At 41.4% G+C, this 26339-nt stretch carries 25 protein-coding genes and 1 tRNA gene; 15 read left to right on the top strand and 11 right to left on the bottom strand.

What is annotated here, in order from left to right:
- Window positions 1-11: 11 nt before the first annotated feature.
- The gene (murD, locus tag A3G3_RS0104945; protein ID WP_019519435.1) at window positions 12-1430 is read right to left on the bottom strand and encodes a UDP-N-acetylmuramoyl-L-alanine--D-glutamate ligase; all 1419 of its coding nucleotides are present in this window, start codon (window positions 1428-1430) and stop codon (window positions 12-14) included.
- Between the two features lie 481 nt (window positions 1431-1911).
- Here murD and glnK point away from each other — a divergent pair, with 481 nt between their 5' ends.
- The 7 genes from glnK (at window position 1912) to A3G3_RS0104895 (ending at window position 9158) form a co-directional block, all read left to right on the top strand.
- Window positions 1912-2250, top strand: a complete 339-nt coding sequence (glnK, locus tag A3G3_RS0104935) for a P-II family nitrogen regulator (protein ID WP_019519433.1) — start codon at window positions 1912-1914, stop codon at window positions 2248-2250.
- Between the two features lie 116 nt (window positions 2251-2366).
- Window positions 2367-3227 (top strand): thymidylate synthase, encoded by an 861-nt coding sequence (locus tag A3G3_RS0104930; RefSeq protein ID WP_026212850.1) that lies wholly within the window; start codon window positions 2367-2369, stop codon window positions 3225-3227.
- Window positions 3228-3242: 15 nt separating this feature from the next.
- Window positions 3243-3776 (top strand): dihydrofolate reductase, encoded by a 534-nt coding sequence (locus A3G3_RS0104925; RefSeq protein WP_019519431.1) that lies wholly within the window; start codon window positions 3243-3245, stop codon window positions 3774-3776.
- A 78-nt stretch (window positions 3777-3854) separates the two neighbouring features.
- Entirely contained in the window at window positions 3855-4577 is a 723-nt protein-coding gene (locus tag A3G3_RS0104920) for a hypothetical protein (protein WP_019519430.1), read from the top strand.
- Window positions 4578-4587: 10 nt separating this feature from the next.
- Window positions 4588-6762, top strand: coding sequence for an ATP-dependent DNA helicase RecG (gene recG, locus A3G3_RS0104915; protein WP_019519429.1), 2175 nt, complete (start codon window positions 4588-4590; stop codon window positions 6760-6762).
- Between the two features lie 500 nt (window positions 6763-7262).
- Entirely contained in the window at window positions 7263-7448 is a 186-nt protein-coding gene (locus A3G3_RS0104905; RefSeq protein WP_019519427.1) for a hypothetical protein, read from the top strand.
- A gap of 225 nt (window positions 7449-7673) precedes the next feature.
- Window positions 7674-9158 carry an alanine/glycine:cation symporter family protein gene (locus A3G3_RS0104895; protein ID WP_019519425.1) on the top strand — a complete coding sequence of 495 codons (1485 nt, stop codon included), beginning with the start codon at window positions 7674-7676 and terminating at the stop codon, window positions 9156-9158.
- Between the two features lie 77 nt (window positions 9159-9235).
- Here A3G3_RS0104895 and fabF read toward each other — a convergent pair whose 3' ends face one another.
- From fabF to A3G3_RS0104860, 7 genes are all read right to left on the bottom strand, one after another.
- A complete protein-coding gene (gene fabF / locus A3G3_RS0104890) occupies window positions 9236-10531 on the bottom strand; it encodes a beta-ketoacyl-ACP synthase II (protein ID WP_019519424.1) in 1296 nt (431 codons plus the stop codon).
- A 106-nt stretch (window positions 10532-10637) separates the two neighbouring features.
- Entirely contained in the window at window positions 10638-11879 is a 1242-nt protein-coding gene (locus tag A3G3_RS0104885) for an anhydro-N-acetylmuramic acid kinase (protein ID WP_019519423.1), read from the bottom strand.
- A gap of 166 nt (window positions 11880-12045) precedes the next feature.
- Complete coding sequence (locus A3G3_RS0104880; protein WP_040631318.1) at window positions 12046-12966, bottom strand: HpcH/HpaI aldolase/citrate lyase family protein; 921 nt, start codon at window positions 12964-12966, stop codon at window positions 12046-12048.
- Between the two features lie 84 nt (window positions 12967-13050).
- Window positions 13051-14238 (bottom strand): cysteine protease StiP family protein, encoded by a 1188-nt coding sequence (locus tag A3G3_RS0104875; protein WP_019519421.1) that lies wholly within the window; start codon window positions 14236-14238, stop codon window positions 13051-13053.
- Window positions 14239-14273: 35 nt separating this feature from the next.
- Window positions 14274-15116, bottom strand: coding sequence for an HAD hydrolase family protein (locus tag A3G3_RS0104870; protein ID WP_019519420.1), 843 nt, complete (start codon window positions 15114-15116; stop codon window positions 14274-14276).
- 132 nt (window positions 15117-15248) lie between these two features.
- Window positions 15249-15617: a DUF2147 domain-containing protein gene (locus A3G3_RS0104865; protein WP_019519419.1), complete on the bottom strand. Its 369-nt coding sequence runs from the start codon at window positions 15615-15617 to the stop codon at window positions 15249-15251.
- 232 nt (window positions 15618-15849) lie between these two features.
- Window positions 15850-16785 carry a DNA/RNA non-specific endonuclease gene (locus A3G3_RS0104860; protein ID WP_019519418.1) on the bottom strand — a complete coding sequence of 312 codons (936 nt, stop codon included), beginning with the start codon at window positions 16783-16785 and terminating at the stop codon, window positions 15850-15852.
- Between the two features lie 102 nt (window positions 16786-16887).
- On the opposite strand from A3G3_RS0104860, the gene A3G3_RS0104850 reads away from it, so the two are divergent.
- A tRNA-Ser gene (locus A3G3_RS0104850) sits at window positions 16888-16978 on the top strand.
- 328 nt (window positions 16979-17306) lie between these two features.
- Here A3G3_RS0104850 and rnr read toward each other — a convergent pair.
- Window positions 17307-19571 (bottom strand): ribonuclease R, encoded by a 2265-nt coding sequence (rnr, locus tag A3G3_RS0104845; protein WP_019519416.1) that lies wholly within the window; start codon window positions 19569-19571, stop codon window positions 17307-17309.
- Window positions 19572-19890: 319 nt separating this feature from the next.
- Between rnr and A3G3_RS0104840 the strand changes: the two genes are divergently transcribed.
- Entirely contained in the window at window positions 19891-20595 is a 705-nt protein-coding gene (locus A3G3_RS0104840; protein WP_019519415.1) for a fumarylacetoacetate hydrolase family protein, read from the top strand.
- 78 nt (window positions 20596-20673) lie between these two features.
- On the opposite strand, the gene ubiM is transcribed toward A3G3_RS0104840, so the two are convergent.
- On the bottom strand, window positions 20674-21888 hold the full coding sequence (gene ubiM, locus A3G3_RS0104835; protein WP_019519414.1) for a 5-demethoxyubiquinol-8 5-hydroxylase UbiM: 1215 nt from the start codon (window positions 21886-21888) through the stop codon (window positions 20674-20676).
- Between the two features lie 229 nt (window positions 21889-22117).
- Between ubiM and trhP the strand changes: the two genes are divergently transcribed.
- Genes trhP through A3G3_RS0104800 form a run of 6 tightly spaced genes read left to right on the top strand, consistent with a single transcriptional unit; the run spans window position 22118 to window position 25354 of the window.
- Window positions 22118-23530 carry a prephenate-dependent tRNA uridine(34) hydroxylase TrhP gene (trhP, locus tag A3G3_RS0104825; protein WP_019519412.1) on the top strand — a complete coding sequence of 471 codons (1413 nt, stop codon included), beginning with the start codon at window positions 22118-22120 and terminating at the stop codon, window positions 23528-23530.
- Window positions 23531-23551: 21 nt separating this feature from the next.
- On the top strand, window positions 23552-23860 hold the full coding sequence (locus tag A3G3_RS0104820; RefSeq protein ID WP_019519411.1) for a hypothetical protein: 309 nt from the start codon (window positions 23552-23554) through the stop codon (window positions 23858-23860).
- 9 nt (window positions 23861-23869) lie between these two features.
- Window positions 23870-24298, top strand: a complete 429-nt coding sequence (locus A3G3_RS0104815) for a type II toxin-antitoxin system VapC family toxin (protein WP_019519410.1) — start codon at window positions 23870-23872, stop codon at window positions 24296-24298.
- A 16-nt stretch (window positions 24299-24314) separates the two neighbouring features.
- On the top strand, window positions 24315-24719 hold the full coding sequence (locus A3G3_RS13985; RefSeq protein ID WP_019519409.1) for an FKBP-type peptidyl-prolyl cis-trans isomerase: 405 nt from the start codon (window positions 24315-24317) through the stop codon (window positions 24717-24719).
- A 57-nt stretch (window positions 24720-24776) separates the two neighbouring features.
- Window positions 24777-25097: a DUF4298 domain-containing protein gene (locus tag A3G3_RS0104805; RefSeq protein ID WP_019519408.1), complete on the top strand. Its 321-nt coding sequence runs from the start codon at window positions 24777-24779 to the stop codon at window positions 25095-25097.
- Window positions 25097-25354 (top strand): YfhL family 4Fe-4S dicluster ferredoxin, encoded by a 258-nt coding sequence (locus tag A3G3_RS0104800; protein ID WP_019519407.1) that lies wholly within the window; start codon window positions 25097-25099, stop codon window positions 25352-25354. Before A3G3_RS0104805 ends, A3G3_RS0104800 begins: the two co-directional genes overlap by 1 nt.
- A gap of 45 nt (window positions 25355-25399) precedes the next feature.
- On the opposite strand, the gene A3G3_RS0104795 is transcribed toward A3G3_RS0104800, so the two are convergent.
- Window positions 25400-26338: a metallophosphoesterase gene (locus A3G3_RS0104795; RefSeq protein WP_019519406.1), complete on the bottom strand. Its 939-nt coding sequence runs from the start codon at window positions 26336-26338 to the stop codon at window positions 25400-25402.
- Window position 26339: the final 1 nt, after the last annotated feature.

Below are 26339 nucleotides of genomic sequence, written 5' to 3'. Positions count from 1 at the left end.
TATTTAAAAAACTATTTAAAATGATTGACTAAATCTTTAAACACTTGCCCACGTTGCACATAACCTGTAAATTGGTCAAAACTGGCACACGCAGGCGACAATAGCAACACGCCAATGCTCGCATCACGTCCACTATCGGCAATCGCTTGGTTAAAGGCATTTTGCAGGGTTTGGCAGTGTTTTAACATGACATTGTCGCCAAGCTTAGCATTTTGTAAATCATTGGCAATTTTGTCGGCATCTTCCCCAATCAAATACACTTGACTGGCAAACGTGGTTAACGGTTTGGCAAGTTCGGCAAATTGTTGTCCCTTGCCTTGCCCACCCAAAATCACCGCTAGTTTTTTGCCTTTTGGCTGATATACATTGCCCAAACCTAGCACGGCGGCGAGCGTAGAGCCAATATTTGTACCTTTTGAGTCATCGTAACAATCTAGTTTATGATTGGCAATGTTTAAGGTTTTGACAAATTCACAGCGGTGGGGCAAGCCGATAAATTGTTTAATCGTGCTTAACATACTTTCCATGGAAAACCCTGCCAATTCACCAATTGCCAATGCGGATAATACATTAATCAAATTATGTTGACCTTTAATCGGCACATCTTTTTCATGTAACAAGCGTTGACTGCCACGAGCTAGCCACATATCACCATTAGTATCAGTCAAAATGCCATACTGATTGATATCAGGTGCGTTCGCCCCAAAGCTGATAGTCGGCATATCATCAGCGACAAGCGGTCGGCTAAGTGGGTCATCACGATTGACGACAATGGATTTCACCCCTTGAAAAATACGATGTTTTTCCCGATGATAACCGAACATATCGCCATGACGGTCAAGGTGATCAGGCGACATATTTAACACAGTGGCAACTTGGGCGGACAGATTGGTCGTGGTTTGTAATTGAAAGCTGGATAATTCTAGCACCGCAAGCTCAATCGGCTCACGCAACAAATCTAACGCAGGTGTGCCTAGATTACCGCCAACACCGACATTTTTGCCTGCATTTTTTGCCATTTCCCCCACGAGTGTGGTAACGGTACTTTTGGCATTTGAGCCGGTAATGGCAATGATTGGAATATTTTTTTGTTGGCAAATTTCATGAAATAGCTGAATATCGCTTACCATGGCAATCTTTTTGGCACGCACCACGTCAAATACAGGCGATAATGGGTCAATCCCTGGGCTGATGATAATGCGACTTGCCGTTGCCAACAGTTCACTGTCAATCTTGCCAAAATGGGTGCTGACATTACTCGGCAATTGTTCAGCAAGGCTCGGCTGTCCACTGTCCGTTACCGCCACTTGATAACCCAATTCATACAAATAATTCACCGTTGCCAAGCCTGACTTACCCAGTCCAACCACCACTTGCAAGCCGTCGCCACGCTGTAAAATCTTTGGGTTTTCGTTGTTTGCTGTCGTCATTGTCATTCCCCATTTTCAGAACTTTGTCAAAATATTTTCAAAGCATTGTCAAAAATGACTTATTATAGCATTTTATTAGCAAGGCTTAGCGATTTTTTCTGCTAAAATTGTGATGAAAAAGTTTTGCCAAAAAATCACCAAAATCATGCAAATTCATCATTTTGGTGCAATGTTTACATGGATTAAGGATTTTATTAGCCCAAATCTATTTTTTTAAGTATAATAGGAAAAATTGCGATTTTACCCCAACAAACCACACAAGTGATTATCACAAAAATTTTATTATTATTTCAAATGGTTAACCATAAATTGTTTAAATTTCTCTGTTTAATTCAGACCTTTTTTAAAAATTAGTATAACCATTTGAAATGGTTAGTTATAGATAGATAAACAATTGTTTTTTATCAGTTTTTATCAATCATCGCTAAATTTTTTGTGTTAAAATGAAACTGATGTTTATTTATTTAAAAAGGAACATACCATGAAATTAATTACTGCGATTTTAAAGCCGTTTAAACTTGACGATGTGCGTGAAGCCCTATCCGAAATCGGCGTGCAAGGCGTAACAGTAACGGAAGTGAAGGGTTTTGGTCGCCAAAAAGGACATACCGAGCTGTATCGTGGAGCGGAATATGTGGTGGATTTTTTGCCAAAAGTCAAGCTAGAAATTGCGGTGGCGGACGATATGGTTGAGCCTGCGATTGAAGCGATTATCCGTGTGGCAAATACAGGCAAAATCGGCGATGGCAAGATTTTTGTGACCAATCTGGAGCAAATCATTCGTATTCGTACTGGCGAAACAGGTGAAAATGCGGTTTAACATTTAATAAAACCGTTCTATCTTGATAATTTTAATCAAACCTAATCCTGATAGCAAGCGATTGGGGAATGTTTTTTATTTTTCAGAATTTTACTAACTTTAATATCAAAAAACTTATGCTAATGACAAAAAACGAACAAGCCTATTTGGATTTAATCCGCTACGTTTATCAACATGGCACGCAAAAGGGTGACCGCACAGGTACAGGCACCCGCTCTGTATTTGGGGCTCAAATGCGGTTTGATTTAAATGACGGTTTCCCACTGTTAACCACCAAAAAAATCCACACCAAAAGCGTGATTTACGAACTTTTGTGGTTTTTAAAAGGCGATACCCACGTCAAATATTTGCAAGACAATGGGGTGCGAATTTGGAACGAATGGGCAACCGCAGAACAAACGGCAAGGTTTGGCAGACAAGCAGGCGATTTGGGGGCAGTTTATGGGCATCAATGGCGAAATTTTGGAGCAACCACCGATGAAAACGGTCATTTTAATGATGACGGTGTTGACCAAATTCACCAAGTCATTGAACAAATCAAAGACAATCCCAACTCTCGCCGACTGATAGTAACAGGTTGGAACCCAAAAGAAGCCGACCAAGTGGCGTTACCGCCGTGTCATACGCTGTTTCAATTTTTTGTGGCGGACGGTAAACTGTCTTGCCAACTGTATCAACGCTCGGCGGATTTATTTTTGGGCGTGCCATTTAACATCGCTAGTTATGCATTATTAACCCACATGGTGGCACAGGTTTGTGGGCTTAGTGTGGGTGAATTTGTGTGGACAGGGGGCGATTGTCATTTGTACAGCAACCATTTTGAACAAGTGGAAACTCAACTCAACCGTGAGCCCTTTACCTTGCCAACATTACAACTAAATCCAAACATTGATAATATTTTTGACTTTACATTTGATGATATTGACATTATTAATTATCAAAGCCACCCAACCATTAAAGCCGAAGTTGCTGTTTAAATTAAAGAGTAAAGTATGACACAAATGATTGAAATCGCTCAAATTGTTGCAAAAAGTGAGAATAACGCTATCGGAAAAAATAACGATTTGCCTTGGCATTTGCCTGCTGATTTGCGACATTTTAAACAACATACCAAAAACGGCATTGTCATCATGGGTCGCAAAACTTTTGAATCTATGGGGGCGAAACCCTTACCAAACCGTACCAACATTATCATTAGCCGAAACGCTGAATATCAACAAGTTGAGCAACAATTTGCTTCAGTAAAAGTGTTTGCTGATTTAGCAACCGCAATAGATGTTGCTAAAAATCTTGCAAAAACCCAAGCAATATCAACAATTTGGATAATCGGTGGTGAAAAAGTTTTTGAACAAGCCTTATCAATCTCACAACGTTTAGAGATTACTGAAGTGCAAACACAGATAGATGGTGCAACCGCTTTTTATCCACAAATTCCCGAAAACTTTCAACTACAAACGGTAAGCGAGTGGCTGACTGATGAAAAAAGTGGGTTAAATTTTCGGTATTTAACCTATCTAAAAAGTTAAAAATCTTTTTGTCAAACCCGCTAAAAATGCTATAATCCTGATTATTTGACAAAATTTTTAATAAATTTGGATAAAATCATGTCAGGATTTACTTTTTCACCCCAATTTTCACAACGTTGGTATGCCACCGCCACACCAATCAAGCAGACCATTATCAACGAACTTGATGACATTTATCAAGTGTTGCAATCTGAAACCGATTTGGATAATTTTCAATTTCGTGTCGCCAATTTGCATGATAAAGTCGAAGAAATCATCGCCGAACAACGCCGTGCCGAAGAACAAGAAAAACAACGCCAACAACGTGAACGGGAATTGCTTGAACAACGTCTTGCCCAAGAAAAGTTGGAAAAAGAACAATTAGAAAAAGAAAAACGTGAACAAGAGCGTTTGGAACAAGAAAAAACTGAACAAAATTCATCAAAACAAAACAATGATGACGATACCGACACCACCATTTATGTATTAAAAGACAGTGAAAACCATTTTAGCTTGCCAAATGTTGCCTTCAATCCCACAAAAATGCTCCATGCAACCGCTAAAACCGATACTAATCTTGTCAAAGATAATCATGCAGAAAATCCTAAAAATGGGTTAAAAATCAGCTCGTTAGATTTTGACAGCATTGAAAAAATCAAGGAAGAAATCATCAATAATTTAAACCACAAAATTGAAACCTATCTACTCGATGCCATGGCAAATATGCATCAAGATTTGCAAAGCTGGTTAGCGGACGCAGTCAATCGCCAATTAGAAAGTAAACTTACCGAGCACAAAACCGACAATCCCCGTGCCGAATAAACCGAACATTATGCCGTCTAAAGCAACGCAACCGATACCAGACAACGTGGTAAACCGCCCTATCACCGCACTATCAGGTGTAGGAACAAAAATCGCCGAACAGCTTGCCCAACTTGGTATTGAGCGGATTTTTGATTTATTGTTGCATTTGCCACGAGATTACGAAGACCGTAGCCGACTGGTGAATATCGCCGAGGTTGCCAACGGTCAGTCCGTACTCATTCAAGGCAAAATCGTCAAATCCGACAATAAACGCACAGGCATGAGCGTGGTGCTACAAGATGCCACAGGACAGCTGATGTTACGCTTTTTTCATGTGTATCGTGGGCTTGCCGATGCCATGCGAGTTGGCAACGTGTTGCGTGTGTTTGGTGAAGTCATCATTAACCAATATGGCACACAAATTTCGCACCCAGAATTTGAACTCATCACCGAGCAAAAACCGCTTGCCAATACAGGGCTTGTGCCGATTTATCCAACGGTTAAAGGCTTGCATCAAAACAAGTTGCGTAGTCTTATTAAACTTGCCTTACAAACAGTGAAACAAAATCAACCAAATAGTTTAATTCAGCTTAACGATAATGAATGGCAAAGCATAGAACATCAATTAACCGTTCAATTTCCACTTTTAGCTCGACTAAAAAATCCATTTGCCGAATTTAGCTGGATGGATGCCTTGAGTTTTATTCATCAACCACCGATTTACACTGATTTAGCCAAACAATATCAAGTGTTAGAACAACTGAAAAACCGCTCACACCCCACTTGTCAGCGATTGATTATTGAAGAAATGTTGGCAAATCAGCTAGGGCTATTGTACCGCAAACAGCACCTTTATCAACACAAAGCCCCACGTTGCGATGATACGAGTGCATTGGCTAAAAATTTGTTAGCAAACCTACCCTTTAGCCCAACCAACGCCCAAGCTCGTGTGGTTGGCGAAATTGTGCAAGATTTAGCCACGTCCAAGCCCATGCTTCGCCTTGTACAGGGCGATGTCGGTGCGGGCAAAACCTTGGTGGCTGGGTTATCGGCGTGTTATGCGTTGGACAGCGGTTGGCAAGTGGCGATTATGGCACCGACTGAGATTTTGGCAGAGCAACATTTTATCAATTTTAAAAACTGGTTTGAACCGCTTGGCATCGGCGTCGGTTGGCTCGCTGGCAAACAAACTGCCAAAGAACGCACGTTAGCCTTGCAACAAATTGCCGACAATGACGTGCAAATCGTGGTCGGTACACATGCTTTATTCCAAGACAGTGTACAATTTGCCAAATTGGGCTTGGTCATCATCGATGAACAGCACCGTTTTGGCGTAGAGCAACGTATGGCATTACTCGGTAAAGGTTTGGCACATACCACGCCCCATCAGCTGATTATGACTGCCACCCCCATTCCACGCACACTTGCCATGAGTGCGTTTGGTGATATGGACACCTCTATTATTGACGAACTACCGCCGAACCGCACGCCGATTACCACGGTTACCATTAGTCGAGACCGCCGAGATGAAGTGATTGAGCGGATTGCGGTGAACTGCGAACAAGGCAAACAGGCGTATTGGGTCTGCCCCTTGGTAGAAGAAAGTTCAGTTTTGGACGCTCAATCTGCCGAATTGACCTATGCCGACCTTGACAACCGCCTAAATCTCAACATCGGTTTGGTACATGGCAAAATGAAACCTACCCAAAAACAACAAGTCATGCAAGATTTTAAAGATGGCAAAACGTCACTATTGGTTGCCACCACTGTCATTGAGGTGGGGGTAGACGTGCCGAATGCGTCCTTAATGGTCATCGAAAATGCCGAACGACTCGGACTGTCGCAACTACACCAACTGCGTGGGCGAGTCGGTCGTGGCTCACAAAAAAGTTTTTGCGTACTACTCTACCAAACACCATTATCCGAGTCTGGCATTGAACGGCTCAACGTGCTAAGAGATAGCACGGACGGCTTTGTCATCGCCCAAAAAGATTTGGAACTACGTGGGGCAGGTGAACTACTTGGCAAACGCCAAACAGGATTTGACAGTTATTATATCAGTGATTTGGTAAGAGATGAATTTTTATTGATAATTGCCCAAAGTTTGGCGAAATACTTATTAAATCAACCTGACAAAAAAACCATTTTGCACCAACTTATTGAGCAATGGACACCTAATGCGATTAAATTTATCAATGCTTAAATCAAATTTTATACTGCATTTCCGTTCTTGGTGTAAGAAGCACTGCTTCACAAGACGAGCTTAGCGAGATAACAACCGAAGCTTCGACAAGCTCACTGCGAGCGGTTTCCTTTTAATAAATAAACTTTTAGCCAAATTATAATTAAAATGTAAACAATGTAACGCTGTGTAACTATTGTAAAATAGAATTTTTTGCAAAAATTTCAGCCTAAATTTGACCCAAATCAATTGTTAAAAAACACGGATAAACTGCTAAAAGATATCTATTTTTTGCAAAAATTTTGCGTTTTGTTGGCTTTCTTTACAAAAAATAACTCTATCCTTTTGAAATAACCATTTATCAGATTTACAAAAAATTAGCAGAAAATCATAAAATTTTTGGGTACAATAGTTTTATCAAAATTAATAGCAAAACTTTGTTTTAGATTTCAACTTCTAAAAAATCAATGAAAGTTGGTTATTAAATCTCCATTTATGTTTCAAAAAAAAGGATATATATCATGCCACAAGCTAAATACGAAAATGTAAAAGTTGCTGATAAAGCTGCAGCAGATGACCTAGCGAAAAAACTTGAAGGTGTTGCTGGTGTTAAATTTGTCAACGTAAACCACGAAACAGGCGTGGTTGTCGTAACTCATGGCGATGACTATGATGAAGGTAGTGCAAAGTCTGCCATAGGTGTATAACCGCTTTATCGCTTAACTTTAGTTTAAGCCTAAATAAAGTTTTCATAAAAATCGCCTTAGCAAAATAGCCAATATTCTAATCTGAATGTTGGCTATTTTGCTTTTTGGCGTTTTTGCTTTCTGCATTTGCTTAAATTTAAAAAAAAATTTGTTAAGTATATGGCAAAAATCGTTTATTTGTGTTAAATTTTAGCACTTTTTTACGGTTTTAAAGGCAACATAGTTATGTTTGATTGGTTTAACAATTTAGTAAACAACCTAAACGGGGTGGTTTGGGGAAATGGCGATTGGCTTATTCTTAATAACCCTTGGTATGGTTTGATTGTTTTTTTATTGGTCGGCGGTGGGATTTATTTTACCGTGGTGACACGCTTTGCCCAATTTCGCCATTTTTTCCATCTGTGGAGTTTGCTCAAAGTATCTGGGCAAGGTGGTCGTACAGGCGGTATCAGCTCGTATGAAGCCCTAATGACGTCCCTTGCTGCTCGGGTCGGTACAGGTAATTTGGCAGGGGTGGCGATTGCGATTTATTTGGGTGGACCAGGTGCGGTGTTTTGGATGTGGATGACCGCAGTGCTAGGCATGGCGACGAGTTTTGTGGAGTCTACCCTTGCCCAAGCCTATAAAGTACCCCATACCGATAATGTGTTCCGTGGTGGACCTGCATATTATATCCAAGCAGGTTTAAAACAAAAATGGTTAGCGATTGCGTTTTCACTATGTTTGTTGGTGGCGTTTGGATTGGCGTTTAATGGCGTGCAAGCCAATACCATTGCCGCAGCAAATGAACAAGCGTTCGGTATTCCAACTTGGGTATCTGGGATTGGTTTGGTGATAATTACCGCTCCGATTGTGTTTGGTGGCATGAAATCGGTCGCCAAAGTCGCAGGTAAAGTCGTACCGTTTATGGCGATTATGTATATTTTGTTAGCATTGTTTATCATTCTTACCAATTTATCTGCATTTCCACACGCCATTGCCACGATTTTTAAATCAGCATTTGGGCCTGAACAAGTGGGTGGTGGCGTACTGGGCTATACGGTGGCTCAAGCAATGATTAACGGTATCAAGCGTGGTTTATTCTCTAACGAAGCGGGTATGGGTTCTGCACCAAATGCGGCGGCGACCGCTCAATCGCACCCAAATCACCCTGCGGTGCAAGGTTTTATGCAAATGCTTGGCGTATTTATGGACACGTTGGTGATTTGTACGGCGACAGCATGTATCGTGATTTTATCAGGTGTGGTTGACCCAAGCACCGAGCAACAAGGCATTCAGCTAACCCAGTTGGCTTTGTCAAAATTTGTTGGTGATTTTGGGGTGTATTTTGTGGCGATTGCGATTTTCTTTTTCTCGTTTACGTCTATCATCGCAAATTACAGCTATGGTGAGAGCAATATTGAATTTCTGTCAGGCGAACGCAATGCAAAAATGGCGATGCTCGGTTTACGCATTGCACTGTTAGCGATGGTGTTTATCGGCTCGGTGGCGAACTTGACATCGGTTTGGAATTTTGCCGATTTGAGCATGGGGATTATGGCGATTATCAACTTGATTGCGATTGTATGGCTATCGCCTGTGGCGTTGCGTGTGTTAAAAGACTATGAACGTCAGTTAAAATCAGGTGTGCCTTTGGAGCAAATCAGTTTTGACCCTGATAATTTTCCAAAGCTCAAAGATGAAGCAGATAGAACGGCTTGGAAAGACTAAACAAACTTGAGTAAAAACAAAAAGAACGCTCCTTGTGGGCATTCTTTTTTACTTAATACATGGTTTTTAGGTTCAAGTTACCACTTCGCTAACAATATTGACCCGTTCGTCCCACCAAAACCAAAACTATTAGAAATCACATAAGCCAAATCACTCACCTGCCGAGCGACATTTGGCACATAATCCAACGTACAATCAGGGTCTTGATTATCCAAATTAATGGTTGGCGGTAAAATTTGCTCTTGCAAGGCTTTGACACTAAAAATCGCTTCCACACTGCCTGCCGAACCGAGCAGATGCCCTGTCATTGACTTGGTAGAACTCACCGCAAAGTTTGGATTATCAGCAAACAAACTCGCAATCGCACGGCTTTCGGCTACATCGCCAAGCGGTGTACTCGTACCGTGGGCGTTAACATAGCCGATTTTTTTTGCCCCAATCCCTGCATCCGTCAATGCCAATTGCATCGCACGTTTTGCCCCATTGCCATCTTCAGGCGGTGCGGTGATATGCGTGGCGTCATCGCTCATGCCAAATCCTGCCACTTCTGCCAAAATCGTCGCCCCACGAGCTTTAGCATGGCTTAACCGCTCCAACACCAACACCCCAGCCCCGTCGCCCAACACAAAACCATCACGGTCTTTGTCAAATGGACGGCTTGCTTTGGTGGGTTCATCATTGCGAGTAGATAAAGCTTGCATCGCAGCAAAACCGCCCATACCAAGCTGATTGGAGGCTTTTTCGCTCCCACCTGCCACAATCACATCGGCATCGCCATACACAATCAAGCGACACGCCAAGCCAATGGCATGGGTGGACGTGGTGCAAGCCGTCGCCACCGCCAAATTCAAGCCTTGAATGCCATGGCGAATTGCCACTTGCCCTGCGGTCATGTTAATAATCGCCGACGGAATAAAAAACGGTGAAATTTTGCGAACGCCATCATGGATAAGTTTATTGGCATTGTCTTCAATATTGCTAATCCCGCCAATTCCTGAACCAATCAACACGCCAATTCGTGTCGGGTCAATATTTTTCACGGTTTCAGCTTGCAATCCATCAATCAACCCTGCATTTTGCAAGGCTTGCGATGCTGCCGCCACGCCATATTGCACAAAAACATCATACCGCCGAGCATCTTTTGCCGACATATATTGACTCACGTCAAAATCATTGACTAACCCTGCGATTTTTGAACGTAAATCTTGGGTGTCAAACGCATCAATGGCACGGATACCACTTTTTCCTGCAACAACCGCTTGCCAACTGCTATCCACGTCCAGTCCCAACGGCGTAATCGCTCCCATGCCTGTAATCACCACACGTTCGTCATCGGTGCGTGAAAAATGGGGCGTTTTTTGACGACTTGTCATAATTATTCCTTTCATTTCAATTTTTTAGCAAGAGTTTTTAGCAAAACCATATTAAAGCAAATTTTTAAACGTAATTTGGTAAAATTTTGTTACAATTCAAGCAAACTTAGGCAAAACACACCGTGCCAAGCACCACCGCTTTATTTGCCCCTGTTACCGCAGGCAAGTTACCCGTTTCGCCAATAATCGTCTGACGAGCCAACCACGCAAATGCCATACTTTCCACCAACGTTGGCAACACGCCAAAGTTTTCAGAATTTTTGACGTGCCAATCGGCTAAGTTTGCTTTTAGACGACTGATTAAATGACCATTTAACGCCCCACCACCGCACACCACAAGGGTTTTTACCACATCAAAGGCCTGTAAATGATTGGCAATACTCACCGCCACCATTTCGGTCAAAGTCGCTTGCACATCCGCCGACGATAGGGCAACTTGGGTAAATTCACGGCTAAACATTTCTAGTTCATGGTCAAGCCACGCCATGTTAAACGCTTCTCGCCCTGTGGATTTTGGAATAGATTGGCTAAAAAATGGGTGAGTTAAAAATTGTGCCAACAACGGCTCAATCACTTCTCCTGTGCTTGCCCAAGTCCCGTTTTTGTCAAATCGCTCGCCTGTATGACGCTCGCACCATGCATCAATAAGCAAATTCGCAACGCCTGTGTCAAAACCAAGAACGGGCTCACTCAAAATTGTCAAATTGGCAATACCACCCAAATTTAACACCGCCCCAATCGGCTCACGGGTAAATTCACGGCTAAAAATCGCCTGATGAAAGGCAGGGACTAAAGGAGCTCCTTGCCCACCGACTGCCATATCACGACGGCGAAAATCACTCACCACCGTAATACCTGTGCGTTCAGCAAGCACATTTGGGTCAAGCAATTGCAAGCTAAAGTGCCAGTGGGGACGATGACGCACGGTCTGCCCATGACAGCCGATCGCGTTAATATCGCTTGGGGAAAATTGGGCTTGATTGAGTAACGTTTTCACCACGCCACTGGCAAATTCAGCATAAAACACACTCGCCCAGCCGTATAAATCCAACTCACTTTCAAACGCCAAATTATTGGCATGAATAAACTCATTCGCCCCATTTGGCATCGTCAAGGCAAATAGTGCCATGCGTAAATCGTCAGGAAACGCCACGCTCACGCTATCTAGCACTTCAATCTCGCCTGTGTCATAAAACTGGCAAAGCACCGCATCCATGCCGTCAAGGCTCGTACCGCTCATCATGCCGATAAAATACGGCGAATTTTCAAGGCGTTCACCCATGGCATCGCCCACAATTTCGCCAAAATGGCTAAAAAAATTGTCATCATCAAAATTAATCGTTGTCATATTTTTTACCTAATTTTTGTTAAATTTTTAATATTTAAATCATTGAAAAATTAAAGTTTTCCGTTCGTCATGAGCTAAGTCGAATGCCATAAAACCTATTATGTTTTGACAAGCTCAACATGAACGGTTGTGAATGAAATCTGTCTCAAATTAAAAATGCCAAAAGTTATTTTAACCCAAACACATCATATCTTGCCAAAATTTCCACCGCCCAATTGTTATGGGTAGCAGGTTCTAGCATCATATTGTCTTGTTTAAACACCGCTTTGGCATCAGCATGTAAAATCGCTTGAGCCTGTGCCAATTCGTCCTTTGACACCTGAAACGCCGTTTGGATAATGTCAATTTGGTTTGGGTGAATAACGGTTTTGCCGACCAATCCCAACGCCACATCTTGTTGCACTTCTGTTGCCAACAATGCAGGCTTGTCCAAAAATTCGCACACAGGGGCAGTTAAATAAAAACCATACGGTACAAAACAACCCAGTAACCGATAAATTAACGCCCCAATCGGTGAATGATACAACGTGGTATCGCTCGGACGACGTAAGCGTAAACACGACAACAAATCATTCCCCCCCACCCGTAACGCCAAAATCGGCTGAGCAAAACTTTCGGTTAACGCAATCGCCAGCTCATCATTATGCGTGGCATGAAAAATAGAGGCGGTTTCTAAGGTTGGCATCAAAAAATGGTTATTGTCCAAATGTTGGGTTGCCAATCGCCAATCAGCAAGGCTTGTCATATCCACTTTTGGTAACACAAAACCATCCACCAACGCAATACCGTCCACGTCTGCCAACTCACGCAACATTTTGGCATGACGTGGACGGATAAAAACCAACGGTCGCTGTGCAAACCACGCAGAATTTTCGGTGTGTTGCTGTTGCCAATTTTTTAACAAATCGTGCAAATTTGCCAGTGCCTGTGCCACATCATCAGCACGTACCGCATCTTCAAGACAGATAATAATACTGTTAATATTTTCTAACTTTTCTCGTCTAATCACCGCCAAAATATCCGAACGTGTCGCAGGCATATACAGACTCGCCCCCAAATGATAGGGGTGCAAACTTGGCGGTGTCATCGGCAAAATCGTATGATTAGGTAAATTTAAAATCGTCATAATGGCTCACGAAAAGTTAGCTATTTGGGGGTTATATTGATAAATTTATTGGCGTTTTTTAATCAGCGTAATCGCCTGATACGGTGCAATTTTATCACCAACCACATCAATTGCAACTGCTTTTTGCTCACACAAATGTCGCAATAGCACGATATCCTCGCTATCCAAGCGTTGCACCAACACCCGCTCAGGCTCACGGCGTAGCACTGCTCGGGTCGCTTCGGCAATAGTCGGCTTTATCCGATTAAAATTCACAATGCCAAACTCGTCTGCTAATTGTAAAATCAAGGCTTGCGTGGCAAAACTCGGCTGTGATTTTGGCGTTAATAGGGCTAATTGTGAAAAATTTGACAAATTTTGTTGAATTTCTTGTAAAATCTCATCAAGAAAAAACAGGCTATTATCAAATTTTTCTAAATTATCATAATAAAGACAACCGTGAAAATCTGTCGGATTTTCATTAAGCAAGGTACGAGAAATCAACCCTGATACCGTACTATTTAACAAACTTGCAGGAATTAACCAATCATCATCACTCGCTGATAACCAAGACACCCCCGCAGGGTCAGCTAGCGTAACCAGTGGAATAGTTAATGCAGAATTTTCGCTAATTTGCGTGTTTTGTGATAAGTTTTGATGAAAAATATTGGCAAAAAATGGATGCGAAGAATTGTTAAATTCTGCTAAACTTTGTTGCAATTCCCCATAAATCGCTCCCTTGCCTGTCCAACCGTCCACAAACAATAACGGACTATCAGGATACGCCTCTAAAATGGGGGTTAACGCCTGTTTATCCAAGCCACGTTCACGGATAATACTCACACCAAAATGCACGGATGCCAAGTCACAACCCATTGATTTATCAGTAAAAATCCGTTGCAATAACACACCAAGCGGAACACCTGCTCGCACCAAACTTACCAGTAACAAGGGTTTTTTGGCAGTCAAATTATGCTGAGAAAATCGCTGATACAAAGTGTTAGCAAGCTGATAAACGTCGCTCGCCATGCGAGTTTTGCCCATTGCCAACGCCTGTAAAAATAACTGCTGATGCCTATCAGTCGGTGGGTTTTCCACAGTCAACATCTGCGAATAATGTCGCTCACCTGACTGAATAAGCTGTTCTTTTTTTACCACATCGGTGTTGCTAACTTGTTGTTTTGACAGTTTTTTTAACAAAAAATTAACATCAGTTGGCAAATAACTGCCTGAAAATATCGGCTGAATTTTCATGTAATTTTTTCCTATTTTTACGTTTGATACAGCATTTAACTGTTGCCAATTTTACTAAATTGGGCGTGCAACTGCCCATGATTTGGCGTGCCATACCAGTCCAATGCCTGCAAAAACGGCAAATCTGCCACACTATCGCCAAAGCCAAAACAAGGACGGTTTTTATCTAAATGCTTGTTTAATAAGTAATGAATAGCGTGTTTTTTATGAATAAAATAGGGCAAAATCGCCAAATTATTGGCATTAATATGCACGTAAAAATCGTCGCTAAAATTTGGCAAAATAGGCATTAATAACTTAGATAATTGTTGACAAAAATTGGCTAATTTAGCTTCATCTCGCTGTTGGTGTTTGATTGCCAAATAAATCGGCGTGCGGTCAGCGTGCTGAAAATCATCATCGTGCAAGGTAAATTTTAAACCTAAGTTTTGCTGTTGGTTAATTCGTTTAAGCGTTTGATTTAACAAAAAAATTTTATCGTAAAAAGCCTGTAATTGTCCAAAAATCTGCTGTTGCCACACGCTATCAACTTGTTGACTAGGCGTAATAATCACCGCCCCATGCGTCAAAATTTGCCAACTGACAAACGGTAATTTTACCCGCAAAATTTCATCGCTATCCCTTGCGGTAACAGGGATTAACTCGGTGGTTTGGCTGAGCCAATTAAAAAAATGCCGTTGTTTTTCACTAAAAAAACTCAACGCTTCGCCTTGTTTATTCACGCTTGCTACAGTCAAATTTTCACTCGGCAGCTGCCAAGTTTGCATTTTTCGCAAGGTTTGAAATAAGGTATCGTCCAAATCCATTAAGGCATACGGGCGGTTTAGTGGGGTTAACACATCGGATTGAAAATAGGGAAAATTGGCGGTATCGTGCATGGCAGTTCGGTCGATAAGGTGCAGAAAATCAGCTTGAAAATTAGCAAGAATAGTATAACACAAGCCCAATCAGAAAAAACAAAAACCCTAAAATATAAAATTTTAGGGTTTTAACAAAAATCAAAAGAATAATTATTTGATTTTTTTCCAGTTTTGGCTACCTTTTAAGGTAGAAATGGTTAGGCTGTTACCATTTACTTTGATGTTGGCGTTCACTGAAAAGCCCCAACGCGGGTCTTGTGCTTTGCCTTTATATTTGCCGTCGCCTTGTGCGGTTAAGTTTTTTAGAGCAGTTTTACCAACGTATTGTTTTGCTTTTTCGGTGTTACCTGCCACGATTTTACCTGTGAAAGTATTACCTGACTGGCTGATTTGCACTTGAGCTTTGGCTTGACCGTCTTCATAAGTTTGCCAAGTCCCCACGATTGGGTCGGCCGCCAATGCTGAAACGCTCAAAGTTGCTAAACCTGCAAAAACAATTGATTTGGTAGAAAGTTTCATAGACGCTTCCTTGTGTAGTATAAAAAATGGATTTAAAATGATTGAAATAACATTAGATAAAAGTTGATAAAAATCAATAGTTTAAAAACCTTGTCTAACTTATTGAGTTTTTATTATAACTGTTTTTTGCATAAGGTAAAGCATTTTTTGACAATATTTTTCTATATTTTGTTAAATAATGTTACCCTAAATTTACCAACCAAAATTTGTTGAATTTAGCCATTTGATTTTATTAACTTTTTAATAAACCAATGAGCCATTTGAACACTTCTAATAATAAGTTGATAAAAAACACCAAAATCTCATCTTCAACTTTTGTTTTATCTTGCGATTGTTTATCAAAATTCGCATCAAAACTGTCGGTCGGCAACGGCATGGCAATCTGTTGAACATTCATAGGCACGCTTGGCATCACGTTCATGCCTGTGCGTAGGGTAAGCTCTTCTAGGCTAATCACTTCTAAGTACTGGCTGGCGTCATTGGGGGCGAAATACACGCCTGCTTGGTTCAGACTTGGGATATAAATTGCCTTGTATAAATGGGTGGGAACTAGGATTTTTTGATTGATTTTTTTGACATTTTTCCCCAAAAAAGCGGTGCCAGTTACTACATAGACTTCATGATATTTTAAGGTTAAATAACGTGTTCTTGACTCAATGCCACGCCAAAGGTTGCGATTATTATCAGGGTTTTGTGGTACGACATTCGCAAGACTAAAGCTATCGTATTGTTGCTCAGTGCTCGCCATATCGCCATTTGGAGCGAGATGTCCACGGTCATAGGGCTGTTTTTTATAGTCGTTTAACGTGGCTTGGATACGGGTTGGCAAGCGTTGTTCGGCATGAAAACTGTCTTTTCGTTCAAGCAAACCTGCCTGCTCAATCCTATCAGCGGTCAAATGCTCCGCCGACCATAGAGCGACTTTGCCATCGGCAGAATACCCCACCGCAAAACCATTAAAACACAAATAATAAATTTCTAAATGCTTGGTTTTGTTGATAATTTGTGGGTTTTGTTGTTGATAATAATGTTGTGGGCACTCGCTTAAATGTTTTTGTTGATAATAATTATTATCTTGTAATGAATTTTCGGACGCAAAGACAGGGGCTTGGTAAAAAACCACGCCAAACATCACCGCACACGCCGAAAAAAACTGAAAAATACGCATCAATCATCACTTTGCAAAAAATAATTGCAAATTATACATGACAATTTGGTTTTTTTTGGGTAAAATATGCGTTCTTTGTAAAAAATCTTTTGCAAACATTTTGGAGACGTGGCTGAGTGGTCGAAAGCGCACGCCTGGAAAGTGTGTATACGTTAATCGCGTATCGAGGGTTCGAATCCCTCCGTCTCCGCCAAATTGTATTTTTAACGTTTTCTAAAATTTTTCAAAATATTCGTAAAACCCTTGAAAATAAATATTTTCAAGGGTTTTTTAGTTGCTTAACATTTCCTGTTTTTTCCAAAACTTTCTGATACGAGCTAAATATTGTGTTGGTATAACGTTTTCTTTACTTTATTAAAAGTGCGTGATGATACTAACAGATACCAAAGTCAAAAATCTAACACCAAGCGAGCGTTGTGCCAACTCATAACCCCTTACCTATTAGAAAAACGCGTTAAATTAAGGCGTTTTTTGATTGGTAAATTTTACTAAATTTATCATTATAACTGGTTAACCTATCATTACTTAGCGTTACTTTTCCTCCGAGTTTTACCTTTGCCACGGTTGTTAAATGTCGCTTTTGTTAGTTGTGCGACAAGGTCAAAGTCAATTTGTTGCGTGTCCATATTCACACCTGCCACCTTGATGCGTAAGCTATCGCCTAGCCCAAATACTAAGCCTGACTTTTCACCGACCAACTGTTGGGCTTTTTCGTCATAGACAAAGTAATCTTGTCCAAGATGAGAAATGTGAATTAAACCGTCAATTAACAGTTCTTTTAACGTCACAAATAAGCCAAAATTGGTGACAGTGGTTACTACGGCATCGTATTCTTCGCCCAGATGTTGGTGCATGTAGTGAGCTTTGAGCCATTGTTCCACAAAACGACTGGCTTCATCAGCTTGGCGTTCGGTTTTGGAGGTTTGTTCACCTGCTTCTTCTAGTGTGTAGTGTAGTTTTGGCAATTTTTTACCTGCCACAAAGGCTTTAATCGCTCGGTGCAACATCAAGTCAGGGTAACGGCGAATGGGCGATGTAAAGTGCGAATATTCATCATACGCCAAGCCAAAATGTCCGATGTTGGTCGGTGAGTAATTCGCTTGCATCATGGAGCGTAACAACACGCTATGGATACTAACCGCATCTGGGCGGTCTTTGGTGGCTTCAATCACACGTTTGTAGTCGGCTTGGGTTGGGTTTTCTTCGGGAAAACTTAAGCCAAAATGCTTGACAAAATCACTGACTTTTGCAACCCGCTCGGCATCGGGTTTATCATGGTTGCGATATAACACAGGCAATTCATGTTTTAGGGCAAAATTTGCCGAACAAGTGTTTGCTAATAACATCATTTCTTCAATCAGTTTGTGCGAGTCACCCCGTGTACGTGGAATAATTTCGCTGATATTGCCTGTTTCGTCAAATTTGATGTAAGTTTCTATGGTTTCAAATTCCATCGCATGGCGTTCTTCTCGTTTTTTTAACATCAGTTGGTATAAATCATAGAGAATATCAATGGATTTTTTGACTGCTTTATTGCCCGTAATGCTGTCAGGGATTGGATTTTTGGCGGTTTCGCCTTGCATCATGGCAAAATAATCGTTGACTTGGTTATAGGTTAAACGTGCTTGTGAGTGCATGACGCTTGGGTAAAATTCATAGGCGGTTACTTTGCCTGCTTTTGACAAAATAATATCGGCAACCATACACAAACGGTCAACGTGTGGGTTTAACGAACACAAGCCATTGGATAATACTTCTGGTAACATCGGCACGACAAAATGCGGAAAATACACAGACGTGCCACGCTGATAAGCCTCATGGTCTAAGGCAGAATTTGCCGTCACATAATGGCTGACATCGGCAATTGCCACCACAAGGCGAAAACCACCGCCACGGCGTTTTTCGGCATATACCGCATCATCAAAATCACGAGAATCTTCACCATCAATCGTTACCAACGGCAACGCACGCAAATCCACACGTCCTTTATAATCTTTGGCGACAGGCTCTTTGTAGGCATGAGCTTGTTTTAACGCTTCTGCACTAAATTCATGCGGAATATCATAATTTAACAACGTGGTTTTGATAATTAATTCTCTATCATTATCATTCACCAAACTTTCGGCGATTTTACCTGTGGCAAATTCTTGTTGGGTGGGATAATCAATCAATTCCACACGCACAGGGTCGCCGATTTTAACCTGCATTTCGGCAACATTTTCGGCGGTTACACCAATGGGTTGATGGGCATTTGGACTGGCGAGTGCTACAAAATAACCATCCGCATCTTGTTCCAATTTGCCAATCATTTGTAACTGGGTATGTTCAACCACTTCCAAAATCTTACCGCTCATGCGTCCACGATTATCGCTGTACGTGGCAACGGCTTTTACCTTATCACCATGAAACACCCAACGCATCTGCTCTTCGGACAAAAACAAATCAGGCATATCCTCCAATACCACAAAACCAAAACCTTTGGCATTGCTCGCAATCGTGCCAATCACGGTATCTTGTTCATTAATTGGACGGTAAATAAAAGGCTTGCCACCGTTGGCATCTCGGCTGATTTGCCCATCACGGAACATCGCTCGCAAGCGATTGCCAAGGGCTTCGTACTCATTATCATCAAGGTCAAAAATCAGCGAAAGCTCGTGTTGCGTGGCTTCGCCTTTTTCGGTTAAAGTCTGCAAAATTAACAGTCGGCTTGGGATTGGGTTGACGTATTTTGATGCTTCTTGACTGGCGTTCGGGTCTTGCCATTTTTTATTGATTTTATTGTTCATCAGATTTCCTTTGTTAAATATTTTCAATGAATATTTTAATTAAATTTATTGTAAAAATACGGTAAATGATTGAGATTTGTTTGTATATTGATAATTTATCAGATTGACAAATATTGTTTGTTATAATAGCATAATTTTTTAAGATTGGGTTGCTTAAAATGTGGCGTTTTCGTTGTCAACAATAAACTTAGGTTTTCTATTCGCACCGAGCTTGTCGAAGTGTTGGAAAACCATTGATGTTTCGACAAGCTCAATACGAACGGTTTTATTTTTATAATTATCCCATTTTATCCATTATTTAAAAAATTTAGGAATAACAATGACTTATATCTTTGAACCTGCCAAAACTGTCGGCTTACCGATTTTACAGCATGAGGCTCTTTTTCCTGTCCGCCGTGTCTACTGTGTCGGTCGTAACTACGCTGAACACGCCAAAGAAATGGGGTCTGATCCTGAGCGTGAACCGCCATTTTTCTTTTGCAAACATAATGATGAACAGTCTATCGTACCCATTAGCAAGGGTCAAACCGTGCATATCCCTTATCCTAGCCAAACGCAACGCTATGATTATGAGGTGGAACTGGTCGTTGCTTTGGCAAGTGGTGGCAAAAATATTGCCGTAGCAGATGCAATGCGTTGTGTATTTGGCTATGCGGTGGGGCTAGATATGACTCGGCGAGATTTACAAAGTTTAATGAAGCAACAAGGTCGCCCATGGGAAATTGGCAAGGCGTTTGATTTTGCCACACCGATTGGCGAGATTTGTCCGATTGCGGATGCTAAAGACATTGAGAACGCCACTATTCGCTTAACAGTGAATGGCAAAACCGCACAACAAGGCAATACAAATGAGTTAATTTGGAATGTGGCAGAAACGATTAGCAAATTATCCGACTTGTTTGAACTGCGTGCAGGCGATTTGATTTTTACAGGCACGCCAAAAGGGGTGGGTGCGGTAGTTTCAGGCGATGAAATGGTTGGTGAAATTGACGGATTAGCCAGTATTCAGGTGGTGGTGGATTAAGAATTTTGTTATTTTTTTTAAATTGTAATTGAAAGGTGGGTTATACGTTAACAACCCACCCTACAAAATTTTATCAATTTAACCTGTCAATTGTTTGGTAATCAAGGCTTTTAACGGTGGTAAGTTATTGCTAATACGTAAAATGGCGGAACGTGCCAATTTTGCAGGTTTGCTGTCGTTGGTAAACAGTTTGACAATGGCATTAGTGCCGTGATACATCGGACGAGTTATCAACATATGTTCACGTTCGTAACGAGACAGGATTTTTTGTGTACCGTAGTCTTGGTTCTTGGCAGTTGCATTGTGAATGAATTTTGATAAAATTGCCACACCATTTAAGCCCAAATTAAAGCCATGAGCGGTTACAGGGTGCATGCCGACCGCACTATCACCGATTAGCACCGCTCGCCCTTGATAAAACCGATTGGCATGCACGCCAACCAGTGGGTACAAATGTTGTGTGCTAACCAGTTGCATTTCGCCCAGTTGTCCGTCAATAAATTGGGTGATTTTTTTGGCAAAGTCATCTGGCGATAGGGCTAAAATTTCTTGGGCTTCTTGGCTGTTGGCGGTGAGTACACAGTTGGTCAAATTCTCGGTCAATGGCAACAACGCCAACGTTGTGCCATAATAAAAACATTCTACCGCTCGGTGCTGATTGGATAATGTATTTGACATTCGGCAAACAATCATACTACGTCCAAAATCATGACTATCCGCCGAAATACCAAGCTGTCGGCGACTATTTGAGAAACGGCTGTCGGCAATTACCAAAAGTGGCGTGTCCCACGTTTCCCCATTTTCCAGTTCTACATAGGCACAGATATCATTGGTATGGACGTGTTTTACCCCAGTTCCACATAAAAGTTGGATATTTTGTTGGGTTTTGACACTGTCATAACAGGCTTTGCGGATAAGATTGTTAGAAATCAGATAGCCCAAATTTTCCACTTGATTGCCAAATAGTTTGCCTTGAAATTGGCTTGGTGTGCCAAAATATAGTTGGTACGATGAGTTGCCGTCCAATACGCTGGCATCTTTTAACAAAAAAATCTTTTCATTATCAATCTGTTGCCAAATATCCAAATCTTGCAAAAGGCGTTTTGATGCGTGCGTTAAGGCGATTTCTCGTCCATCATAGGCAGGATTGGCAAGGCTTTCTTCGCTACTTTTTTCAATGACAACAACGCTTAACCCTGTATCGGCAACTGAGCGAGCAAAGGCAAGTCCCGCCGGCCCACCGCCTACGATGATGATGTCTGCAGTTTTATGATTGGTTGTTTTTGTTGTCATATGACTACCCTTTTTCAAAAGTTTTGTCTATGCTAAAACTTTTGGTAAATAAAATCAATGGTAAAAAGGTAGTAGATTGGCAAAATGTTTTTGAAACCCGACTATTTTACTCAACTTTATTAACTTTAAATAAAAAATTTGGTATAATGTTAAATGAAGCAACCATTTTATTTTTTAGTTGAAATTAACTTTTCTAGCCAAAATATTAGCCAATTTTAAGTGAAACCCCATGACAAATCCACAAACCACCAAAAAACCCGAACTTCTCTGCCCTGCTGGCACCTTTAAAAATATGCAATACGCCTTTGCCTATGGAGCGGATGCGGTGTATGCAGGGCAAGCCCGTTATTCTTTGCGAGTGCGTAATAATGATTTTGATGAAGAAAATCTTGCCAAGGGCATTGCCTACGCCCATTCGCTTGGCAAACAATTTTATGTGGTGGTCAACATCCAAGCCCACAATGCCAAATTAAAAACCTTTATTGAAGACATTCGCCCCGTCATTGAGATGAAGCCTGACGCTCTCATCATGTCGGACGCTGGCATGATTATGATGGTCAGGGAGCATTTTCCAGAGCAAGTCATTCATCTGTCCGTGCAAGCCAATGCCGTGAACTGGGCAACGGTGAAGTTTTGGAAACAAATGGGCGTGTCTCGTGTCATTGTCAGCCGTGAACTCTCCTTAAAAGAAATTGAACAAATCATCACAGAAGTCCCTGATATGGAAATTGAAGTTTTTGTCCATGGGGCGCTCTGTATGGCGTATTCGGGGCGGTGCTTGCTATCGGGTTATATTAACAAACGAGATGCCAATCAAGGCACTTGTACCAATGCGTGTCGCTGGTCGTACAACACTTATAAGGCGGTGGAAAACGAAACAGGCGATATCGTCCCTGCCAGTCCAGAAGTATTTGTCCCCAGTCAAGGCGAGATCAAAAACGTCAATCTAAATGGCGATGTCGTCATGGGTGATGATTATGTAGAAAAGCCGTCCGATGAAGTGGTGCTGATTGAAGAAGAAGGACGTAAAGGCGAGCTTATGGCGATGTACGAAGACGAGCATGGGACGTATATCATGAACTCTAAGGATTTGCGTGCGGTGGAGCTGGTGCCTGATTTGGTAAACATGGGCGTGCATTCACTCAAAATTGAAGGGCGTACCAAATCGCATTATTATGTCGCTCGCACCGCCCAAGTGTATCGCCGTGCCATTGATGATGCGGTCGCAGGAAAGCCATTTGACACAAGCTTGATTACCGCTTTGGACGGTCTTGCCAATCGTGGCTATACCGAAGGGTTTTTAAGACGGCACATTCATTCGGATTATCAAAATTATGAATACGGCTCATCAAAAACCGACCATCAGCAATTTGTGGCGGAAGTTTTGGACATTAATGATGACAAATTAACTTTGACCGTCAAAAATAAATTAAGCAAAGGCGATGAAATTGAAATTATGACCCCGCAAGGCAATTTGATTTATACCCTTGATAAACTTTGGGACAAAAAAGGCAATGAAATAGACTCCGCCTTAGGCTCTGGTTGGATTTGCCAAATTAACAATCCCTTTAAAGAAATGGACAAAGAAATCTTAAAATTTGCCCTTGTAATGAAAAAGGTAGATGAACCGATTTTTACTTAAAAAAATCCATAAGGAGTTTAAATGAATTTAAATCCTAACATTAACATCAGTGCAGGGCGGTTATATACCGCTTTGCAGGACAATAGTGTTTTTGTTAAAAAACAAAATAGCGATGATGTTGCCAAGGTTACGCTAGAATTGGATTATTCTACTTTTATGCAACTACAAGAATTGTTGTCTGATTTATCGCCAAAAAAACCAACAAAACCAAAAACTTTATATGATGCGTGTATGGAATATAAGGCGATTGGTGATATGGATTTTGACATTCCTGAATTTAAAGATTTGCCACCAAATTTTAGCGAATTGGAAACTTTATTTGATGATTGAGAAAGTACAATGATTTTACTTGACACCAATGTGATTTCTGAAATCAGAAAAATAGAACAAAATAAAGCCAACGCTAATGTAGTCGCTTGGGCAAACACTTTGGATTTTTCAAAAGTGTATTTAAGTGCGATTGTGATTGGAGAATTAAAACTTGGGGTTTTACTAAAACGCCATAATCACGATTTTGTGCAAGCAGATGTTTTGGAAGATTGGCTAAACAACTGGGTTTTGGTAAAATTTGCCAATAGAATTTTGCCAGTTGATGAACAAGTGGCTCAAATTTATGCCAGTTTAAATGTCCCAAATCCAAAAGCTTTAAATGACGCTTATATCGCTTCAACCGCCATTGCCCATAATTTAACGGTCGCTACTCGCAATGTTAAAGATTTTGACGGTATGCCTGTTAAGTTAATCAATCCTTTTGAATTTCTAGCATAACCACTTAGGAGACCTTATGAACATCAAATACCCTGCTTTGATACTGTGTGCCATTCTAGCCCAAAGTCCTTTGACCGCTACCGCCTTTACTCACACACCTACCCACAGCACCACATCGGGACTCACCTATCGCATTATCCAAGATGGTCATGGCAAAAAACCCGCCTTGCACGATGAGGTAGAAATTCTTTTTACTTCCTATAATGCCAAAGGCGAGGTCTTGGAGGGTACGTTAAACGGTGTGCCTGTGATTTTGCCTGTCAGCGAAATGTTCACAGGATTAAAAGAAAGCCTGCTTTTAATGCCTGTGGGTGCAACTTATGAATTTGACATTCCCACTCATTTAGGCTACCAAGAAGAAGGCAAAAGCGGTAGGCAAGCCGCCAAATACCGCATTGAGCTTTTGCGTATCAATCCTTAATTTTAGTACATAAACATTATGTGCGATAATGCCTATTATTTTTTAAAAGGAACAGCTATGACCACTCAAACCCGCATTAACGAAATCCAAGCCATTTATAAAGAATGGCTTGCCGTCCACGAACGCCTAGAAATCGCCAAACAAGACTTGGCAAAAAGTGCCGATCTGATGGGCAAATTGGAGCATTTTTATTTTGATGGCGAGTACCGTGAGATTTTTGAGCAGATTGAAGATGGCTTAGAGCTGGATTTGACCACCGATGGCGAGTACAGCGTGATGAGCGAAGATGCCATCTGGAATGCGGTACACGACCATGACAGCACGCTGTGGGATTTTATGCGATTTGCCGTGAAGCACTTGGACAAAGCTGGCGAATAATGGCACTTAAAATCACCGCCGAGTGCATCAACTGCGACATTTGCGAGCCAGAATGCCCAAACGATGCCATTTTTTATGACCAAAAAGGGCAAAAAACCTATGTCATCAACCCCGACCTATGCACCGAGTGCGTGGGCTTTTATGATGAGCCAACTTGCGATAAAGTTTGCCCGATTGACTGTATCATCAAAGACCCCGGGCGAGTAGAAACAAACGAACAACTACTTGATAAATATAAAAAAATTTGGGGGAAATAATTTTTAACGATTGTTTAAAATATTTAAAAATTCTACCCATTTTTTTTAACTTGGTTGAAATTGCACAAAATTATCCGCCGACAAGATTGGATTATTCGTATCAAAACGATATGCCGTCAAAAATCCACTGCCCCCTGCCGAATAATCCACGCACACCACTTGCTCTGATAGCACATTTGGCGTATCTACCAACCAATAATGCCCAACAAAAATCGGTTTTTTTGTAGTCAATTCAAAATCTACTGTTTCACTTAACGCATCAATCGGCACACTCGCCAAGTCGCTCTGTGTGGCTCGTGCAATCTGATGAATGGGCTGATTTGACAGTTGGGACAGCCACCATTGCACTCGTATATTTTTGCGCTGGTTTTGCTCTTTGTCAAAAAAATAAACCCCGTCAGGCAGACGAATTTCCACGCCTTTTAGCACCCGTTCTAAAGCACTAAACTCTGCCGTGCTTTTGTAACTGCTTAACTGTAAAGCCTTTTTTGTCAATTTATTATCATCCGTCAAATGCGGTTTTAGCACCGACATGGCGTGCGTATCCCAACACGCATGGACAAAACACGCCTGCTCAAGCTCCAACCACAAAGGCAATTCATAAAAACGTTCTAGCCAAAAATAGTGCAAATCCGTGCCAAATCCCACTTCACCCAAAAAGGCTTGGTGCTGTAGCGTGTGTTTTGGCTCGTGGCTTCGCAGGTATTCATTTGGGTCACGTGGGTCAGGCGTGGCATACGCCAACGCATTGTATTCATGATTGCCCATGACCGCAAGGGCTTGTTGATTATCAATCATGTTAAATACAATATTTAGTGTTGCTAATTGTTTACTCCCCCTATCCACTAAATCGCCGATAAAAATCGCTTGCTGATTAGGCGGTGCAACAAAAAATTCGCCGTTGAATTGATAACCTAGCTTGGTCAATAACCCTATTAATTTATCTGCTTGACCGTGAATATCACCAATAATATCGTAAATCATT

It is taken from the genome of Moraxella boevrei DSM 14165 (genome assembly GCF_000379845.1).
Taxonomy (GTDB): domain Bacteria; phylum Pseudomonadota; class Gammaproteobacteria; order Pseudomonadales; family Moraxellaceae; genus Faucicola; species Faucicola boevrei.
This window is presented reverse-complemented; position numbering and strand designations above follow the sequence as displayed.

Bases quoted from the DNA above. Each gene is read 5' to 3' on its own strand.
- murD (WP_019519435.1), bottom strand. From the start codon at position 1,430: ATGACGACAGCAAACAACGAAAACCCAAAGATTTTACAGCGTGGCGAC.
- glnK (WP_019519433.1), top strand. From the start codon at position 1,912: ATGAAATTAATTACTGCGATTTTAAAGCCGTTTAAACTTGACGATGTG.
- A3G3_RS0104930 (WP_026212850.1), top strand. From the start codon at position 2,367: ATGCTAATGACAAAAAACGAACAAGCCTATTTGGATTTAATCCGCTAC.
- A3G3_RS0104925 (WP_019519431.1), top strand. From the start codon at position 3,243: ATGACACAAATGATTGAAATCGCTCAAATTGTTGCAAAAAGTGAGAAT.
- A3G3_RS0104920 (WP_019519430.1), top strand. From the start codon at position 3,855: ATGTCAGGATTTACTTTTTCACCCCAATTTTCACAACGTTGGTATGCC.
- recG (WP_019519429.1), top strand. From the start codon at position 4,588: ATGCCGTCTAAAGCAACGCAACCGATACCAGACAACGTGGTAAACCGC.
- A3G3_RS0104905 (WP_019519427.1), top strand. From the start codon at position 7,263: ATGCCACAAGCTAAATACGAAAATGTAAAAGTTGCTGATAAAGCTGCA.
- A3G3_RS0104895 (WP_019519425.1), top strand. From the start codon at position 7,674: ATGTTTGATTGGTTTAACAATTTAGTAAACAACCTAAACGGGGTGGTT.
- fabF (WP_019519424.1), bottom strand. From the start codon at position 10,531: ATGACAAGTCGTCAAAAAACGCCCCATTTTTCACGCACCGATGACGAA.
- A3G3_RS0104885 (WP_019519423.1), bottom strand. From the start codon at position 11,879: ATGACAACGATTAATTTTGATGATGACAATTTTTTTAGCCATTTTGGC.
- A3G3_RS0104880 (WP_040631318.1), bottom strand. From the start codon at position 12,966: ATGACACCGCCAAGTTTGCACCCCTATCATTTGGGGGCGAGTCTGTAT.
- A3G3_RS0104875 (WP_019519421.1), bottom strand. From the start codon at position 14,238: ATGAAAATTCAGCCGATATTTTCAGGCAGTTATTTGCCAACTGATGTT.
- A3G3_RS0104870 (WP_019519420.1), bottom strand. From the start codon at position 15,116: ATGCACGATACCGCCAATTTTCCCTATTTTCAATCCGATGTGTTAACC.
- A3G3_RS0104865 (WP_019519419.1), bottom strand. From the start codon at position 15,617: ATGAAACTTTCTACCAAATCAATTGTTTTTGCAGGTTTAGCAACTTTG.
- A3G3_RS0104860 (WP_019519418.1), bottom strand. From the start codon at position 16,785: ATGCGTATTTTTCAGTTTTTTTCGGCGTGTGCGGTGATGTTTGGCGTG.
- rnr (WP_019519416.1), bottom strand. From the start codon at position 19,571: ATGAACAATAAAATCAATAAAAAATGGCAAGACCCGAACGCCAGTCAA.
- A3G3_RS0104840 (WP_019519415.1), top strand. From the start codon at position 19,891: ATGACTTATATCTTTGAACCTGCCAAAACTGTCGGCTTACCGATTTTA.
- ubiM (WP_019519414.1), bottom strand. From the start codon at position 21,888: ATGACAACAAAAACAACCAATCATAAAACTGCAGACATCATCATCGTA.
- trhP (WP_019519412.1), top strand. From the start codon at position 22,118: ATGACAAATCCACAAACCACCAAAAAACCCGAACTTCTCTGCCCTGCT.
- A3G3_RS0104820 (WP_019519411.1), top strand. From the start codon at position 23,552: ATGAATTTAAATCCTAACATTAACATCAGTGCAGGGCGGTTATATACC.
- A3G3_RS0104815 (WP_019519410.1), top strand. From the start codon at position 23,870: ATGATTTTACTTGACACCAATGTGATTTCTGAAATCAGAAAAATAGAA.
- A3G3_RS13985 (WP_019519409.1), top strand. From the start codon at position 24,315: ATGAACATCAAATACCCTGCTTTGATACTGTGTGCCATTCTAGCCCAA.
- A3G3_RS0104805 (WP_019519408.1), top strand. From the start codon at position 24,777: ATGACCACTCAAACCCGCATTAACGAAATCCAAGCCATTTATAAAGAA.
- A3G3_RS0104800 (WP_019519407.1), top strand. From the start codon at position 25,097: ATGGCACTTAAAATCACCGCCGAGTGCATCAACTGCGACATTTGCGAG.
- A3G3_RS0104795 (WP_019519406.1), bottom strand. From the start codon at position 26,338: ATGATTTACGATATTATTGGTGATATTCACGGTCAAGCAGATAAATTA.